The following is a 17,569-nucleotide window of genomic DNA, read 5'->3' as shown; positions in this document are numbered from 1 at the left end:
GCTTTGCGGCCTTCTCGCCGTTGAGGGAGCAAAGGCTTCGATCCTTTTCAGGTGGAGCACCATGCAGATTGACAGGATACCAGGGAGCCAGGGCACAGGCGGAATCACCCCGCTGAGGGACGGCGCTTCTAAGCCATCCGCAACGGGCGGCGATGAGCCTTCCCCCCGGGGGGCAGGCGACAGCTTTACGCCTGCTTCACCGCAGCCGGCAGGAGAGAAGCCCCACCGCGTCCGCAACAGGAAAGCCGCAGAGGATAAAGCCCCTGTGCATGCTCCTCCCTCTCCCCCCGCCAAGGCGGCGCCTCCTCCTCCCACGGCTATTGCCACCCTGGAGGAGCCCTCCCTTGTATCAAGGGTCGAATCCGCGGTGAGCTCAGCGGTTCACCGGGTAATGGAATATCTCACCGGCGCCCATGGCATTTCTTACTACAGAGATATTACCGCGTCGATCAATGCCCTTGAGCCCCAGGTGGCCTCACTTTCCGACAGGGAGCTCCAGGCAAAGACCGGCGAGTTCAAGGCGCGCATCGCCGCGCTCGAAGCGGCGGGGAAGACCCGGGAAGAGGCTCTTGGCGAGATCATGCCCGAAGCCTATGCCGTGATGCGCGAAGCCGATAAAAGAGTTCTGAACATGCGCCCCTTTGACGAGCAGGTGATGGCAGGCGTGGCGTGCTACGAGGGAGCCATCGTGGAGCAGAAGACAGGCGAAGGCAAGACCCTCATGGAGACCCTGCCGGTGTACCTCAATGCCATTGCGGGCAAAGGAGTTCACGTGGTGACGGCCAACGAGTACCTTGCCTCGCGAGATGCCGAATGGATGGGCAAAGCCCTCCAGTTCATGGGGATCTCCGTCGGCGTCATAAAACAGGATATGACGACAGAGGAGCGCATAGCGGCGAACAGGGCAGATGTCACTTACGGCACCAATGACGAGTTCGGCTTCCAGTACCTGAGGGACAACCTCACCCACGACAGGGAGACAAGGGTGGGAAGAGATCTCAAGGAAGTCTTTGCCCTTGTCGATGAGGTGGACAGCATACTCATCGACGAGGCCCGCACGCCCCTCATCATCTCGAGGCAGAGCGGCGGGGAGCAGCCTCCCTACGAGCTCTTTTCCGAGATGGCCCGCTACCTTGCCGAGGGGAAGGACTACGCTGTTGACAGGAAAAACCACTCGACGGTTCTCACCGAGGCCGGCACGGCCCATGTGGAGAAGATGCTCGGCGTGGACAACCTTTACGGCGAAGACAATCTCCACATGGTCTCCTTCGTGAGGAATGCCGTGACTGCCAAAGCTCTCTACCGCAATAATGTTGACTACGTGGTGAAGAACGGCGAGGTCGTCATCGTTGACGAGTTCACCGGCAGGCTCCAGCCGGGAAGGCGCTACAGCGAAGGCCTCCACGAGGCAATCGAGGCCAGGGAGGGCGTTCCCGTGAGGCCCGGAACAGAGACCCTCGCGATGATCACCTACCAGAATTATTTCAAGCTCTACGGCAGGCTTGCGGGCATGACCGGCACGGCCCAGACGGCGAGCCAGGAATTTGGAGAGGTATTCGGGAAAAACGTCGTCGTCATCCCCACCCACAAGCCTGTCGCAAGGCAGGACCTGCCGGACCTCATCTATAAGACTGAGCGCGAGAAATTCAATGCCATTGCCGATAATATCGTGTCGCTCCACCGCAGGGGCCAGCCGGTCCTCATAGGCACAAGGTCCATCGAGAGGTCGGAGCTTCTCTCGGCTTTATTAAAGGAGCGGGGGATACCCCACCAGGTCCTCAATGCCAAAAACCATACCGACGAGGCGGCCATCATCGCCCAGGCCGGAAGGCCCGGCATGGTCACGGTGGCCACCAACATGGCGGGCCGGGGCGTTGACATCAGGCTAGGCGGCGACCCTGAAAAGCTGGCGCTGGAAGAGAGCAGGGGAGGAAAGATCTCCTATGCCGACGCGCTTGCAAAGTTCAAAGGGGTCTGTGACGAGGCCAAGGAGCAGGTGAAAGGCCTGGGAGGGCTTGCCGTAATCGGCTCAGAGCGCCACGAGGACCGGAGGGTTGACGATCAGCTCAGGGGAAGGGCCGGACGCCAGGGCGATCCCGGCGTCTCGCAGTTCTATGTCTCGCTGGAAGATGAGCTGATGCGCCTTTTCGGCGGCGACAAGGTGAAGCGCCTGGCGGAGAAGCTGGGCTTCCCGAATGGCGAGCCCATAAAGAACGGTTTTGCCGCAAAGGCCGTCGAGGTAGCCCAGAAGCGCTGCGAGGAGAGGAACCTTGACATAAGGAAGAACCTGATGCGTTACGACGGCGTGCTGAACAGGCAGCGCGAGGTCGTGTACGAAGACCGGGACGCCGTCATTGGAGGGAGCGACCTGGGCACCACCGTCAAGGACATGATGGCACGGGCCATAGAGTTCATAGTAGAGAAGCACCAGGAAGGGGCGGGCAAGGTCACCGCCGGGACTCAGGCCGCCATTGACAAAGACGTGGCATTCCTGCTGGATATCCAGGGGAGCGCCCTTGACGGCCGCCAGTTCACCAAGGCCCAGGACCTCACGAAGCACTGCACTGACAAGGCCCTTGAGCTTTACCACCGTCGCGAGGAGCAGTTCGGCAGGGAGGCGATGAGTGCCGTTCTGAAGGATGTCTTCCTCTCAATCCTCGACGAGGGCTGGATCACCCAGCAGACCGCCCTCCGCGACCTCCGCGAGGGAATATGGCTCCGCGGCTACGGCCAGGAGGATCCCGACCTCGCTTACTTTAAAGAGGCCCACACCCTGTTCGAAGAGATGAAGGACGGTGTGGCCACCGAGACGGTGCGGTCCCTTTTCCATATTCCTCCGAGACTTTTTCAGTTGAGAAAATAACCCCCCATGGTACGAGCGCCCTCAAAGGACCTTCGCGGGAGAATCCTTGGCAGCATTTCCAGGAGAAATGACGCCCTTTTTTCGCTATGGAAGCCCTTTTTCACCGGCGGGGCGAAGGTGACTATGGCTCCCTGGGTGCATTGTTACCGGCGGGGCAGGGAGGCCCTTCTCCTCAACGGCCGCACCCTTGTGAAGATCAGGGGGAAAGAGGGGCTGGAAGCCTTTTTCGGGAGCCTTTCCACGGAGGCTCACGATTTCCTTGGCCTCTCAACAGCCCTGGCGCCTTTCGGTGATCCCCAGGAGCTTATAGAGATCCTTGCAGGTGCCTCCTTTCTTGTTATCAAGGAAGATGGATCCCCCGGCGGGGGAAGGCCTCCAGGGGAGCCTCCAAGCCCCCGGGCCCTCCAGGCCCTTTATATCGATGCCGGCGGCCCACTCTGCTGCTGTGACCTCTGCGGCATCTCCCCTGGCCGCGGAACTGCCCCTGTGAGCGCCTCACTTTTTACAGAGACTCTTGAGGCCGCAGTGAAGATCGATTCACTGCAGGCCCTCATCATATCGTCCGCCCAAGGCCCGCTCCCTGTGCCCGGCACCAGGGACCGGGCCTGTCTCGCCGCTTTCAGGGAGAAGGGATTAAGGCTTATCGCCCTTCTTTCAGAGGCTTCGCTCGCCTCTTCGCTTCCCGTGATGCCTCTTTACGGCTTCCATGAGGCAGATGTCTTTGTTGAGATGCCGGGGCCGGCGCTGAGGCAGCAGAACTTCATGGGCCTCAGGAAATGCAGCATTACCGTTATTCCCGTTATAACGATTGACGAGAAAGGCATCTCTCCTTTCCGGGGCTTTATTGCTGAGTGGGCCCGGCAGGGCGGAGAGGCAGTGCGCGTGAGAATGAAGGGGAGCCCCGGAAGAGGAAGGGCCCTGGCCTCCCTTTATCTTCAGTGCTTTGAGTGGCTCAGGGAGAGGGGGATCCGTGAAATCAGCCTTGGCAGGAGGCTCCATGCCCTTGTTGCGGGTCTCCCCATCGCCGCCTCCTGCGCTCTTTACGGGGGGCAGCTCTCTTTCGCCCCCGGCGGGGAGGTCTCGAGGTGCCCCTTCATGAGCGATCCTCCTTTCCTGCCTCCCCTTCCTCTCGAACACAGCGAGTGCCGGCGCTGCCCCGCCCTGGGGATATGCGGCGGCCTCTGCCTCGCCGGTCCCGGTGAAAAGGCCCCGGGGAAGGGCACTTTCCAGTGCGATTTCCTGGAAGGCCTCGTCGAGGCCGTCATGGAAAGAATCCTGGCGGGGGATTCCAGGGGAGGAAATGCCGATGGCCTTTGACAGCGCTGAATTCACCCTTGCCGGATATCAGGAGTGCCGCGATCTGCTGGGGCGGGCGCCCTGGGCTTACGGAGAGGAGAGCCTCAGGGGCGCCGTTCTGGAAGAGGCTCTTTTAGAGCCCTCTCCCTTTGCCTTTCTTTTCAAGGGCAAAGGCTATCATGCACTCTATCACTCCCTTACCCTCAGGAAGCTCTATGGCGACAGGCAGCTTGCGGCCTGTCTTTCCCCTCCTCATCGGCCCCGGATGCTGGGAGAATACCTCACCCTGCTCAGGAGCGCCGAAAGCTCCGATCCCTTCGGGACGGCGGGTCTTCTTATCGAGAATGGCTTCCTTGTGCCTGCCGGGGGGAGGGAGAGTGATCTCCTTGCCGCCTGGAGGCACAATCCCCGCTTTCTCTCACCCGCCATAAGCCTCATGTATCTTCTCTCCACCAACGACTGCAACCTGAGGTGCCGTTACTGCTCGGTGGAGAGCAAGCAGAGGAAGCCCACCTCATTCCCGTTCAGCTTCATGGATCCTGCCACTGCCCGTGCCGGGATTGACCTCTTTGCCGGCCTTCTCCCTGCAGGCGTTCTGGAGCCGAAAGTCATATACTACGGCGGCGAGCCCTTTCTCAACAGGGAGACTTTTCTGGCTTCACTTGCCTACATAAGAGAGAGGGAGCGCCAGGGAGCCTTTCAGGACCGGCCTGTCGAGGTCTCGATAGTGAGCAACGGCACCCTTATTGATGAGGACCTGGCCAGGGAGCTGAAGCGCTTTTCCGTAAACGTCTCGGTCTCCCTTGACGGCATGGCGCGCCATCACGATGCCATGAGAGTTTACCGCGACGGGAGAGGATCGTGGGAGGACGCAGTGAGGGGGTACAGGCTCATCGTGAAGCACCTTGGCCGCTGCGGCATCTCATGCACCCTTGGGCCCCATAACTACAGGGACGCCGAGGAGATAGCCGAGTATTTCGCCACACGCCTTGAGTGCCGGGGCCTGGGCTTCAACATTCTCAAGGGCCTTCCTCCCGGCAATGACCTGGAAGTGCCGGCTTCGGAGGTGACAGAGGAGATAATCAGGGCCTTCAAGGTTTTAAGGCGCTTCGGCATCTATGAAGACCGTATCATGCGCAAAGTGAAGTCCTTTGTCAACGAGGAGCCCTGGGTCCACGACTGCGGCGGTTACGGAGGCCAGATTGCCCTCTGCGCCGACGGCTTCCTCGGCCCCTGCCAGATAGCTGCCGATGATCACCGCTTTCTCTGGGGCCACGTGAGCGAGAAAGACATCGGCAGCCGCATTCTCCATGGCGAGCTTACAGGATGCTGGGCAAGAAGGACGCCGCTTTTGATGGAGCAGTGCCGGGACTGCGTGGGGCTCGGCATATGCGGCGGCGGCTGTGCCGACGAGGCGGCCGTCAAGCATGGCGACATCTATGCTCTTGACGAGGCTTTCTGCAGCCACTGCAAAACCTTGATCGCATGGATGATGGACGATCTTGCCGCGCAGCTTTTTCCGCGCCGGGAAGCACAAGGTGTGCATCTTCCGGTAAGAAAGGCGTCGCTCACAGGCTCCGCGGGGCATTGTCCTTCCTGCGGGTAATCACCAGGTCATCAAGGTAAAAGCGGCTCTCGAACTGCATACCCTTGAGGCCGCTCACGTCGGCGAAAAGGACCTTGGGAGAGAGCTGATCGATATCGAGCATCCCGTTTTCATCCTTTGAGGAGCGGTTCAGCACGAAGGATTCGGGCAGGGCGGATATCTGCTTCCATTCGCCGGGCTTCAAGCTGAAGACGTAGAGATACGATGAGCCGTCATCCTCCTCGAGGCCCACGGTAAGCTCCGCCTCGTGTTCCGAGTAGCACCAGAATTCAATCTTTGACAGATATTTCAGGGTGGGAACAAATCTCACGATACCGGTGAAGCCCCCCGGCGTGGCGCGGTAGGCATAGCAGAGGCACCCTGAAGCCTTTCCATCCCTCGGGGGACCCGGCACGCGGGTGACGGTGCCGAGGGGAGACCCCATGGGCACCCACCCCGAGACCGATTTATCGAAATCGTAGTGGTACATGAGCCTGTCCTGGAGGCTCTGGCTGAGCGTGAAAAGGATCACTGTGCCGATGACGACGATGGCGAAGCCCGCAATGGCGAGCATGAGGCTTTTTTTCTTTCTCTTCCTGGCGAGAGCTTCATAGGCATCAATAGCCCTGTGATCTTTGATGGCGGCCGATGGGTCCGCCGTGGCCTTTGGTGCTGCCGGGACTTCTTTCGCTGCCGGGGTTTCAGGTGCTGCCGGGGCCACCGGCGAATCACCGGGGCTTTCACTGCCCCCGGGTTGATCCTGCATAGGTTCTTTTGGTTCCATATCCCACCTCCCTCACAGTATTTCACCCTTACCCGTGCCGGTTCCTTCCCGCCGGCGGGTGGCACTTTTCTGCCGCCCTGCATCATGAGGCTCCTTGACGGGAAATTTACATTTCTTTTACTTTTGCCCCCTTGAGGGGTGCCCCTGCTTCATGGTATAGTTGAAAATGGCAGAAAGCGGCAGGAGGTTTCTTTATGGACAGAATTGGCACCGCAGGCGGCCAGGGCTATCATCCCGTCGCCTCTTCACAGGGCAAGGCGCATCATGAGGATCCCTGCCGGGAATCTGACAGAATTGAGCTTTCAGGTGAAAGGTGCGCCCGGGTCGAGGCCGATGAAGCTCTTCTCGAAAAGGCCATAGCACGGCTTCCCAAGGTGGATATACACCGCCATCTCGACGGCGCCATAAGGCCCCAGACCATCCTCAGGGTGGCCGGGAAATACGGGATTCCCCTCCCTGCCCACACGGCGGAGACCCTCAAGCCCTATGTCTGCGTCACCGACAAGGACAAGACCCTCACTGACTTTCTTAAGAAATTTGACATCATAAGCCAGCTCTTTGTGACGCCCGAGGCGGTAAAGGATATAAGCAGGCAGTGCGTGCTTGATGCGAAGGAGGAGAACATCAAGGCCATGGAGCTCCGCTTCTCGCCCGAGATCATGGCGGCCCCGGCAGGCCTTGATCTGCGGGAGGTCATGGATGCCGTCATTGAAGGGGTGCGTGAAGGTGAGAAGGAAACAGGAATAGTGGTGAGCCTCACCTCTGTAATCCCGCGCCATGGCGGCGTCATCAACGCGAAAATGATGGAGGATCTTACCGAAGAGTATGTAAAGAAGGGCGCCCTTCAGTGGGAGAAGGAGTCCTCGGGCGGCCTCTCCGCTCCGTCAGGCTTCGGGAAGTTCACCAGCCTCGACCTGGCCTGTGATGAATCCAAGTTTCCCGCCGATCCCTATGCCCCTGTCTTTGCCGAATCGGCACAGGAAGGCATCCACCGCACCCTCCATGCCGGAGAGGCCCGGGGTGCCGAGAGCGTCAGGGTGGCGCTCCACGAGTGCCAGGCTGAGCGCATCGGCCATGGCGTGAGGGTTTTTGAAGACCCGGAGCTCACGCGGGAGATCGTGGAAAAGGGGATTCCCCTTGAGATGTGCCCCACGAGCAACGTGCAGACCGGCGCAGTCTCCTCCCTTGCCGGCCATCCCCTCAAGAAGTTCTATGACATGGGCGGCAAGGCCACCATCAATACCGACGATCCCGCCGTGTGCGACACCGATCTGAACAAGGAGTACCTGAAAGCCATAAAGGATATGGGGTGCTCTCTCCGCGATGTGGAAAATATGATTGTCTACGCCATCGATGCCATGTTCCTGCCGCCGGCCCTCAAGGGCATTCTCCACAGGGAGATTGTGAAGGAGATAAACCTCGTCAACAGCAGGCTCTGATACCCTGCTCCCTAGGTGATCAATGAGAGCTTCGCGCTGAAATCCCTTACCGCTTTTTCCGTAAAAGGTGACTGGCACATCTCCCTTATCACCGCGAGAGGGAGGGTGAGGCACCGCACGCCTGCCATGAGCAGGTGGTGAACATCGGCGGCATTTTTCACCGAGGCTACAAGGAGCTCTCCCCTGGTGCCCGCCGTGAGTGACAGAAGGTCCCCTATTCTCTCGAGCCCCTGGTGCCCCTGGGTCTCCATCCTGGAATAATAAGGGATTACATACCGGGTGCCTCCCAGGAGGGCAAGGTATGCCTGCGTGCTTGTATGGACGGCAGTCGCCGCCGTGGCGATGCCATCAGTTTCAAGCATGCCGAGGGCCCTCAGCCCTTCTTCTGTCGCAGGGATCTTGATGATGCAACGGGCTTTCAGTGCCTCATGGATATGCCGCGCTTCCTTTATGATTCCTGCTGCATCGTCTGCCAGGGTCTGCACAAAAAGATGGCCATTCACGAGGGAGCGGACCTTTTCAAGAAAGGCCAGGAGCTCCTCAATAGTGACCTTTTCCTTCCCCAGGGCTTTCCCGATGAGGGCGGGGTTGGTAGTGGCTCCGGCAATGAAGGGCATTGCCGCAGAGGTGCGCAGCTCCTCGAAGTCGGCTGAGTCTATGCAGAGCATCATGGCCTCTTCACCGTCCATCGGTTTTTCCGCGGCCACAGGGCGAGGGAGGGTTCAGGTAAAGGGACATGTTCCTGTAGAAGAGCGTGAGGTACCCCATGAGCCTCGCCAGGGCCACTCTCCCCTCGTCAATGCAGGTCTGGAATTTCTGCTGCGTCGTTGACTCCCTGATGATTTTACTCATCGCATGGATGTGGATGTCCATGACGTCCCGGGGGCCCGCTCTGTACATCCCCAGGCAGTCACCGAGCTCCCTGAGCTTGGAGGCAACGTTGTGATCGAGCCTGTAGAAGCGCTCGTCCATGGCAAGCCGCACCGAGGCCTCGTATTCGTTCACCAGCTCTTCGAAGGGCCCCGGGAGGGCCTCGGAGAGATCGGCAATCCCCAAGACCCTGGAGGCGATGCATCTGTGGTGCAGCGAGGAAAGGCGCTCAAGCCCCTGGAGCTCATGCTCCCGGGCTTCTTTTTCTATGGTCTCTTCATGCTCCCTGCTGAGGCTCTGCAGGAGGGTGACGCGCTTTATCACATGCCTTAAGAGGACGCCTGTGAGGTTTTTCTTGATGCAGAAGTCCCGGGCACCTGCCTTGAGAGCTGCGAGGGCTGTCTCATTCTGGTCGCTCTCCATGAGGATCACCACCGGATGCCGGGGGCAGGCTTCCCTCAGCTTTTCCAGGGCCGGCACCCCTGATATGCCAGGAAGGAGGAAGTCCATTATTATGACATCACATGGCTCGCTCCTGAGGTGCTGGAGGGCATCGTCAAACAGTCCCATGGAGGTGACCTTCATCACCTCCATGAGCATATCGGTTATCGACTCCACCGTCTCGGAGTCATGGGTGATAAGAAGGACAGAAGGCATAGTCTCTGACATGGCATTTCTCCTCTGTGTGGTGACTTGCGGTGTCGCCAGTCCCGGGGCCCACCTTTCACTTAAAGTTCTGGCAGGACCTTGCCTTTTCCTCCCCGGGGCGAGGTGCCTGTCAGGATGATACCGGGCTTCCGCATTTTTTGCAGAACCGGGCCTGAGCGGTGAGGAGGGCTCCGCAGGCAATGCAGTAAGCTCTTTCTGCCCCTTCAGGCGCGATGGGCTTGCCGCAGTGCCTGCAGAATAAAGCGCCCTGAGTAAGGCTACCCCCGCACTGGCGGCAGAAGCGCTCACCATGTACAGCGGGCGGACTGCAGGGAGCAATTGCCGGGGCCCCCGGAATCCCCGAGGAAGGGGCTGCGAGCCCCGCCATTACAAGGGAGAGCATTTCCCTGGCTTCCCCGCTCCCATGGACCCCGAGAGTGGAGTAAGAGGCATTTCCGCTTTTTCTGCTGCTGAGGGTCCAGAGGCCAGTGGCCATAAACACCGTAAGGCTTTCCTCTCCTCCGGGGCCGGTCTCTTCAAGGGGCCCTGCCCTGAAGGCCACGTCCCACCATGCCAGGCAGCGTATCGCCCAGAGGAAGGGGGATCTGGCAATATAGCGCTCAGTTTCCGCGCTCGTTTCCAGGGCAAGAAGCCCTTCACCCATGAAGGCAAGAAGGTACCCTTCCACGGCTTCGGTAGGTAAGGGCTCAGCAGGGAGTGCCTTCAGTGCCGTAAGCCCCGCTATCAGCGAGTGGCTGTTTCTTCCCTCAAGGGCGTCGGCTGCCTCGCCGGCGACTTCCTCACCGGTGAAGGAAAATACCTCGCGGGGCTCCCAGGCAGGTTCAGGCAATGGATATCTGTTACGGAATATATCGGCAATGGCAAAAAGGACCTTGAGGGCAGGTGAGGGGAGGCCGGGAAAGCTCCCCCGAGTGAGGGGAGGTCTTTCGATGGCTGAGACCGGCGCCATGAGCCAATCCAGGAGGGAATCGGCGGTGAATGGATAGGAGACCGTAAGGGAGCCGTCACCTTCCAGGGAGGCCATGGTGAGCACCGAGGGTTTTTCCCTGTGGGAGTAAACCCGGAAAAGGGCAGGCTCTCTCCTGTGGAAGCTCCGCCATATACCGAAGGAGGCTCCCGGCGAGGCCAATGCTTCAAGGTGCTCCCTGAGAAGGGCGTCGGCCTCGCTTCCGGTGCTTGTGCCAATGATTTCAAGGAGGGTTCTTGCCGGCGCATTCCGGGAGGCTCCCTCCAGGCCTGCGGGAAGCTTCAGACCGGCGATGCCGTAATGGGAGAGCAGGTGCGGAAGCTCTCCGGGCATGAGCCAGAGGCTCTCGAAGGGAGGAAGGGCATTTCTTGTCTTTCTCACTGCTGCTCCTTGTCATCCTGATACCCCTGATCGTGCCATGTGAGGGGACTTTCAGGGGGCGTCGACGGGCCCGGTGAGGGACTCCCTTTCTGCGCTATCTTGAGGGTTCCCATTAAATCTCCCGAGTCTTTTGCGGCGGCGTCAATATCCCTGTAGCCTGCCTCGTTGAGCTTCCTGTTGAACTCTGCGATCTTTTCGGGTGTGGCGTTCAGGTTTGAATAGTCATCGGCGCCCGGCACTTTTTTCCCGTCACCGTCCACGAGGAGCTCCATGGCCTTCTTGAGCCTCGGGGGGACGTCTTTTACGTTGTAGCCCATTTTCTTGTAAGCATTGGCAAGTTTCTGGAGGGTGCTCACGCTCTTCTGGAGCTGGGCGATTTTCTCGGGCGGTGTCTTTGCCTCCAGCACTTTCGTATGGTACATCCTCCCGAGATCCTCTGGATCCTTGAGGGCGGCCTTGCCGTCTTTCACATCCTGAATGGGCGACTTCTGCTGCCCTGTATCCGCGTCGGTCTCGGTGGCGACTTTCTTCCCCGTCGCGGGGTCGATGTGCTCCGTGGCATAGTCGGTGCTTGACTCGTTGTGGTGGCGGTCCGTGGGCATCTGGTTCAGCCCGTCGGCATCGAGGCCCCGATCCTTGTACCACTGCCGGGAATGCTGCTCCCAGTTTTTCAGAGGGACTTCGTACCATTTGCCGTCGGCGCTGTTGTAATACTGAAGGCGGTAATCCCTGTCGGTGTTGACGCTGCTCTCTTTGCTGCCGGGGGTGCGGAAGTCGTCAACTCTCAGGGTCTTGTCCTTCATCCCGGGGACATTATCGCGGGCCCAGTTCTTCAGGTCACTGTCATGCTTGTCATAAAACTCTTTTTTCAATGTCTCGTTATAGGCTTTCTGCAGGTATTCGGGCCCTTCCTTGAGGGTGCGTACCTTCTGGGGATCGGACTGGATGTCCAGGACTTCCTTGGGGTCCATGCGGTCGGTGCCCTTGGGGTATTTCTTTTCAAGCCCGTCAAGGAACTCTTTGGCCGGCCCGTCGGGTTTCTTGCCGCCGTCATCCTCAGGCTTCTTCTTGCTGCCGTCGTCCTTGGGCTTTTTGCCGGCGTCATCGCCGTCTTTAGGCTTCTTGCCGCCGTCGTCGCCGGGCTCGCCGCCTTCCTCGACCTTGACGCCGTTCTGCCGAAGCTTTCCCCCCAGCCATGTGACAAGGGCCTCTTCCGTGGCGGTCCTTGCCGCGTTCCGGGCTGCCTCCACCAGGGACTGGCCTTTGTAGATGTTTTTCAGGAAATGGTAGGTGCAGAAGACTGCCCAGGCCTTGTGGGGTGATTTCACATATTTTCTTATGGTCTCGATATTCACGACGGTCCCTTCGGCAAGGGAGATGCCCATGTCGGTGAGCATGGAAAGGCTGAAGTTGCTGTTCACCCATGATTCGACAGAGTCGCCGTTGTTATAAGCCACGACGGCGGAGATGAAGAGGGACTTCATATACGAGGCGAACATGGCTGCCACGGGGCCCATGTAGGTTGACGCCAATGCCTGGAAGGCCAGGTCGCCTCCCCACTCGGCGATATTGAGCACCGTGGTGATCCTTGTGGCCCATTTATCAACGTCTTCGTAGCCTTTCAGGCCGTCAGCCTCAATCAGGAGGCAGGCGATGTTGAATATCCTCCTCCTGAGCTCCACGAGGCCTTCAGCGCCGAGAAGCTGTGCTTTTTTTTCAAGGATCCTGTGGAAGTCTGGTCGGTAGCTCTCGGGAACATACTTGTCTATGATTGTCCTTGTGTTCTCAAGCTCCCGCAGCCAGTCATCGCTTCCCGGCCCGTTGTAGATGGGTATCATCGTGACCTCGAGGTTCTCGACATATCTGAGGCCCTCGCCAGACGTCGATGCCGTCACCTTGTAAGTGGCCTTCAGTTTTCTCTCCTCGGCAGGCACCTCCTTTATCGTATTCACCTTGTAGCCGGCTCTCTCTTCGTTGCAGTCGGCGTCCCAGCACTCAAAGGCCAGGAAGGTGAAATAGTTCCTCGTTTTTTTATCGGTAGCTTCGTCAATTTCAAAGATAAGATGCCTGCTTGCCTTCACGTCGTTTACGATGCCTTTCCCCTGCACGGGCACCATCACTGCAGCATAAAGGGTCTTGAAGCTTTTCCCGTTACCGGTGATGGTGAAGGAGGGGGGATCGAGGACGATGCCCGTACGGGCAAGGCTCACCCTCAATTCTTCCTCGAGCACGAAGCCCTCTCTCTCGGCCTTCACGGTGAGGTAATAGTCCTGGCGGGCCTCGCCGGGCGAAGGCTCTTTCAGGGCCTTCAGCAGCACGCGGGCCCTGTTCTGGTCAATTACCTCCACCTCCACGGAGAGCGCTTCCGGTGAAGCCGTCTCGGCGCTGAACTCCCATTTTCCCGCGCCGGGATTCTCCACCGCGATTTTCACCTCGGTGGGGCCGGGGGCGCCGAAGATCACATTGGGCCTCAGGGGAGCCGCCTTGAGGACCGGGAGGGGGAGGAGCTTTACGGTATGCGCTGCCGCCAGGATGCTGTCGCCGTCCCTGGCGGTGATGGAGATTGACACCGAGGGAGGGGGCGTCTGCTTCATGTCGCCGCCTGGAGGCGAGGCCATGCAATAGACACCCTTGTAGCCCACCGTGTCGGTCCTGGGCCCGAGAATGCACCAGTCCGCATGGGGGCCTGTTTTTTCAAAGTGCAGGGTGGCGAGGATAGCTTCGTACTTCTCCGGCGGGCTCTCGTCGGGAAGCTCGGGGCGGGCCCAGACCCAGAGGGTGTCTTTCCCGTCAGGGACGAGGGCGCCTTTTCCCTCGGGCTGTGTGCTCACCACCAGCCTCCCCTGGGTGGAAGGCATGAGGATGATGGTTTTCTGCGCCGCGCGGGGACCCGCAGGGGTCACGCATGATGCGGTGACCCCTGCGGAGAAGGGGCCTTTCCCTTTCACCTCGCCTGGCATGAGGGCCGTGGCGTAGGCCATCTGGTAGGTCCCCGTAAACTGCTGGCCTGAAAGGCGCACCCATGAGCCCTGGGCTCCCGAGAGCGTGAACGTGATGCTCGAGGTGAGGGCCGCCCAGGCCGGGTCCTGCGTATAGACCCATGCATAGATCCACGCGCCGGAGCGCCCGTCGGCTGCAATTGATGCCGGCATCACCTTCATGGCCACCTGGTAGGTGTAAAGGGGAGGCGGTTCCTCCGGGGGAGGAGACACAAGCGCCCCTATGGACGACCCTGTGGCGCCGATATCGGCCCTGCCGCGGAGGTGCGTGTTGACCTCAAGGTGGTGGCATGAGACATCGGGATGGGGTCTCCAGTAGAAGGCAGGAAGCTCCGTGACAGGAGCGATTTTATCCATCACCACGTAGCCGCCCGCATAAGCGCCGGCTACCCGTGCGAGAAGCTCCGCAAAGGAATAGGTGACGGCAGCGGCGGGCTGGGCTCCATCGGCCGAGGCGGCCATACGCCTGAAGAAGATCCTCCTGAGAATTGCCCGCACGATGAGGCCTGAGATCCTTGCAAGCAGGCCGGGCAGGAGGCCCATGATCACAAGAGACGAATAAGACACGGCATATCCCGCCATGGCGCCCCAGTAGTTGGGATCTTCCCATCCCTTCGCCCCGTACATGTCGGGCTTGAATAATTTCTGGATCAGATCTCCAATGCCATATATCACCCCGCATGCCATGCCCAGAAAGGGATTGAATCCGGACAGCGCCCCGATAAGAGGGTAAATTATGGGATCGGTGCCTATGTGGCCGAGATTCGTGATGCGCAGGCCGCGCCAGAGGACATAGATGAGCGAGAATGCGAGGAGAATCGGGTGGCGGCGCCTGAGGCTCTCGATTTCAAGGAGCCCATCGAGCCTGCGCAAGCCCGGAAAGACTTTCAGCGCAAAGGCTGCCGACTTCACCACCGGTGAGCAAAGGAATGATGCAAAGCGCACGGTATCAGCCCAGAAGGGCAGTTTTTCCAACGCACGCAATATGGAGGCCTGGATTTTTGCGATAAGCATAAGGAGCCTGCGCATCTGCTCTTTCCTCCCTTTTCCACGCTCACTGCTCCACTTCGGCAGGGCGCGGGGGGAGATCCTCTTTCTGTGCAGGGCTTCTTTTATGCTTCTTCGATGCTTGCCTCGATGATGCGCATGGAGACGCCGTGAGAGGTGACCTTTACGGGCTTTCCCGTCTCCGCGGACCTGGTGAGGGCCTCCAGCGCTGCTCTGTTGCTGCTTTCCACTGAATAAAAGGCGGCATTCCTCCTGAAGAGCACGGTGTGGCTTGCGCTCTCAGGCGGCGCCCATAGCTTTTTCACTCTGTCCACAAAAGTGATTGAGGGGTCGTCACTCATGGCTTCATCTCCTTGGGAGGCTGCCCGTTATTGAGGCGGGTGCAGCTTGTAGTATTTTTCCTTTTCAAAGGCCAGGACATCGGTGTAATCGCCGTTGGTGAGCCTGGCGTGCTCAATGTTGCTTTTGAAGCGCTCAGAAGAGAAGGGCGCGGGGCCTGAGGGCTCTCCCTTGCCGGGAGGCTCATAGACATCGGGATGGTTCACATCGACGTCGATGGGGAATTTCTTGTTCCACATGGCATCGACCCACTCCTTGGCCTTCATGGGGCGCTCCCTGTTCATTGAGGGATCGATGACGTAGCCTTCCACTTTCCCCGTGGCATCATCTTTCGCCATCACGAAAGGAGCCGTGTGATACCACCAGGAGCCTTTTGAGACCTTGTTCTGGGCTTTGAGGCGGCTCTGGGGATTGTCGAGCTCTTTTTCGTCCACCTTGGCGAAGAGCTTCCCCACGTTCACCCCGGCTTTCATAAGCCTGTCGGCGGCCACATGCCCCCTGGCGTAGCATCCCTCTCCGAGGAACTCCCAGGGAATGGACTTGTCGTCGCGGATCTGGCGGTAAAGATCATTGAGCTCCGAGGTCGTGGGGATTTTTCCCGCCATGGCCGCCCCTTCCATCTGGAGGTTCACGTCGGCCCTGGGGCCGAGCTCCTTCTTGAGGTCGGCCTGGAACTGCCTGAGCTGGGCAGGCGCTTCCTTGGCATTTTTTTCGCCGGCCTCAGGAGCGCCCCGGGAAAGTGCGGCTTCAGGGGCGGCGGCCGCTCCGGGCTTCAGGGCGCTTTTCCACGTGGAGGAAAAATCCGAAAGCGAGCCGTCCTGCTCCTTGGCGCCCTGCTTCTTCTCAGAGGCAAGCTCTTTTCCCGGGGAAAAAGATGCTCCCGGCTCCTTTTCATCAGTATCAGGCTTTTGCTGCTCCCCCGCAGGCGGGGCCTCCGGGGCTTTCCCCGGGGAGGTGTGCAGGTTCGGCAGATGCGCGGTTTCAGAGACATTCCTGTCAATAATGGCCATGGCACGCTCCTTTTTCCGGGTACCCCCGCGAAAAGCTTTTCATAGCGAGAAGAGGTATCTGCTGGGATTGAGGCTGCCGGGATAGTCTTCCTGCCACCCATTATACCACATTGCCGGGTTCTCCACAAATCCCCATCACTCGGACTTCAACGCCTCTATCGGATCTAATCGCGAGGCCTTAAGGGCAGGGAAGAAGCCGAAGATCACCCCCACGGCGACGGAGAAAGAGAGTGAGACAAGCACTGCCGAGAACGAGAACATGAGAGGCCACTTGTAAGCGGTCTCAATGGCGATGGTAATGAGGAAGCCCAGGGTGAGTCCTATGAGGCCGCCGACCATGCAGAGCACGACGGATTCAACAAGGAACTGCAGCATGATGTCTCTCCCTTTGGCCCCGATTGCCATTCTCACCCCGATTTCCCTGATTCTCTCCGTCACCGAGACCAGCATGATGTTCATGATGCCGATGCCGCCCACAATGAGTGAGATTGAGCTCACGAAAACAAGAAAGAGCGCAATCATCCCAAGGGATGCCTGTGCCGATTTCAGGAGCTCGAGAAGCGTCTTTATCTCAAAGACGTCGGCCCCGCTCTCGCTCTTCTTGTAGCGTTCGCGAAGGAGGCCGCGGATCTCGTCACATGCTGCTCCGATTGACAGGGTGCTCTGCGCGAGGACCTCAATAAAGCCCACGTAACGGCTCCCGTCAATATAGATTTTATAAGTGGTGGAGGGGATGAGGATCTTGTCTTCCGCCTCGGCGCCTCCCTTGGACTGCCCTTTCTCCTTGAGGACGCCTATGACGGTGAGGGGGACTCCCTTGACCCTTATGATTTTTCCCAGGGGATTCTCCCCCGGAAAGAGGTTCTCGGCGGATTTTTTCGCGATGACGCAGACCTTGTAGCTGTTGTCCACATCGCGGTCGGAAAAGAGCCTTCCCTCTTCTGTCTCGAGGTTTTCAATGGCGAAAAAAGTGTCCGACACGCCGTAGATGGTGGTATTCCAGTTCTGGTCACGGTACACGGCAAGGACAGGGGTGGTGGAGACGGGGCTCGCATAGAGCACTGAGGGGCATTCCTCCTGTATGGCCGTCACATCGTCGTATTGGAGGTACTTCCTCGTTCCCTGGATGCGCTGGATCCCCGTTCTGGCCTCCTGGCTGTTGTTGACATAGATGGTGTTGGTTCCCAGGTCTGCCCATTGCTTGTAAATGTTGTGCCTGGTGACCTCCCCCAGGGAGATCATGATGATGACTGAGCAGACGCCTATGATAATGCCCAGCATGGTGAGCAGCGACCGCATCTTGTTGACGAAGAGTGCCTGGAGGGCAATCTTGATGTTCAGCCAGAGCATGGGAACAAG

General features: G+C 59.2%; 12 protein-coding genes. 4 read left to right on the top strand and 8 right to left on the bottom strand.

Annotated features, from left to right (window positions below):
- Positions 1–61 precede the first annotated feature (61 nt).
- The 3 genes from secA to RDV48_11015 are packed head-to-tail and all read left to right on the top strand — an operon-like array spanning position 62 to position 5,765.
- Positions 62–2,863, top strand: a complete 2,802-nt coding sequence (gene secA, locus RDV48_11025) for a preprotein translocase subunit SecA (protein MDQ7823318.1) — start codon at positions 62–64, stop codon at positions 2,861–2,863.
- A 6-nt stretch (positions 2,864–2,869) separates the two neighbouring features.
- Positions 2,870–4,180, top strand: a complete 1,311-nt coding sequence (locus tag RDV48_11020) for a hypothetical protein (protein MDQ7823317.1) — start codon at positions 2,870–2,872, stop codon at positions 4,178–4,180.
- Positions 4,170–5,765 (top strand): radical SAM protein, encoded by a 1,596-nt coding sequence (locus RDV48_11015; GenBank protein ID MDQ7823316.1) that lies wholly within the window; start codon positions 4,170–4,172, stop codon positions 5,763–5,765. The genes RDV48_11020 and RDV48_11015 overlap by 11 nt, the downstream gene beginning before the upstream one ends.
- Here RDV48_11015 and RDV48_11010 read toward each other — a convergent pair.
- Positions 5,728–6,528 (bottom strand): hypothetical protein, encoded by an 801-nt coding sequence (locus tag RDV48_11010; protein ID MDQ7823315.1) that lies wholly within the window; start codon positions 6,526–6,528, stop codon positions 5,728–5,730. The two genes, RDV48_11015 and RDV48_11010, sit on opposite strands and share 38 nt — an antisense overlap.
- A gap of 194 nt (positions 6,529–6,722) precedes the next feature.
- Here RDV48_11010 and RDV48_11005 point away from each other — a divergent pair, with 194 nt between their 5' ends.
- Entirely contained in the window at positions 6,723–7,967 is a 1,245-nt protein-coding gene (locus RDV48_11005) for an adenosine deaminase family protein (protein MDQ7823314.1), read from the top strand.
- Positions 7,968–7,978: 11 nt separating this feature from the next.
- On the opposite strand, the gene RDV48_11000 is transcribed toward RDV48_11005, so the two are convergent.
- The 7 genes from RDV48_11000 to RDV48_10970 all read right to left on the bottom strand — a co-directional run bounded on the left by RDV48_11000 (position 7,979) and on the right by RDV48_10970 (position 17,560).
- The gene (locus tag RDV48_11000) at positions 7,979–8,656 is read right to left on the bottom strand and encodes a transaldolase family protein (protein ID MDQ7823313.1); all 678 of its coding nucleotides are present in this window, start codon (positions 8,654–8,656) and stop codon (positions 7,979–7,981) included.
- Entirely contained in the window at positions 8,646–9,506 is an 861-nt protein-coding gene (locus tag RDV48_10995; GenBank protein ID MDQ7823312.1) for a response regulator, read from the bottom strand. Before RDV48_10995 ends, RDV48_11000 begins: the two co-directional genes overlap by 11 nt.
- Before the next feature lie 109 nt (positions 9,507–9,615).
- The gene (locus RDV48_10990; GenBank protein MDQ7823311.1) at positions 9,616–10,854 is read right to left on the bottom strand and encodes a zinc ribbon domain-containing protein; all 1,239 of its coding nucleotides are present in this window, start codon (positions 10,852–10,854) and stop codon (positions 9,616–9,618) included.
- Complete coding sequence (locus tag RDV48_10985; GenBank protein MDQ7823310.1) at positions 10,851–14,882, bottom strand: hypothetical protein; 4,032 nt, start codon at positions 14,880–14,882, stop codon at positions 10,851–10,853. The genes RDV48_10990 and RDV48_10985 overlap by 4 nt, the downstream gene beginning before the upstream one ends.
- Positions 14,883–14,965: 83 nt before the next feature.
- On the bottom strand, positions 14,966–15,202 hold the full coding sequence (locus RDV48_10980) for a hypothetical protein (GenBank protein ID MDQ7823309.1): 237 nt from the start codon (positions 15,200–15,202) through the stop codon (positions 14,966–14,968).
- A 27-nt stretch (positions 15,203–15,229) separates the two neighbouring features.
- The gene (locus tag RDV48_10975) at positions 15,230–16,210 is read right to left on the bottom strand and encodes a protein-glutamine glutaminase family protein (protein ID MDQ7823308.1); all 981 of its coding nucleotides are present in this window, start codon (positions 16,208–16,210) and stop codon (positions 15,230–15,232) included.
- Between the two features lie 135 nt (positions 16,211–16,345).
- A complete protein-coding gene (locus tag RDV48_10970) occupies positions 16,346–17,560 on the bottom strand; it encodes an ABC transporter permease (protein MDQ7823307.1) in 1,215 nt (404 codons plus the stop codon).
- Between the last annotated feature and the right edge of the window lie 9 nt (positions 17,561–17,569).

Source organism: Candidatus Eremiobacterota bacterium (genome assembly GCA_031082125.1).
Taxonomy (GTDB): Bacteria; Vulcanimicrobiota; CADAWZ01; order CADAWZ01; family Ess09-12; genus Ess09-12.
This window is presented reverse-complemented; position numbering and strand designations above follow the sequence as displayed.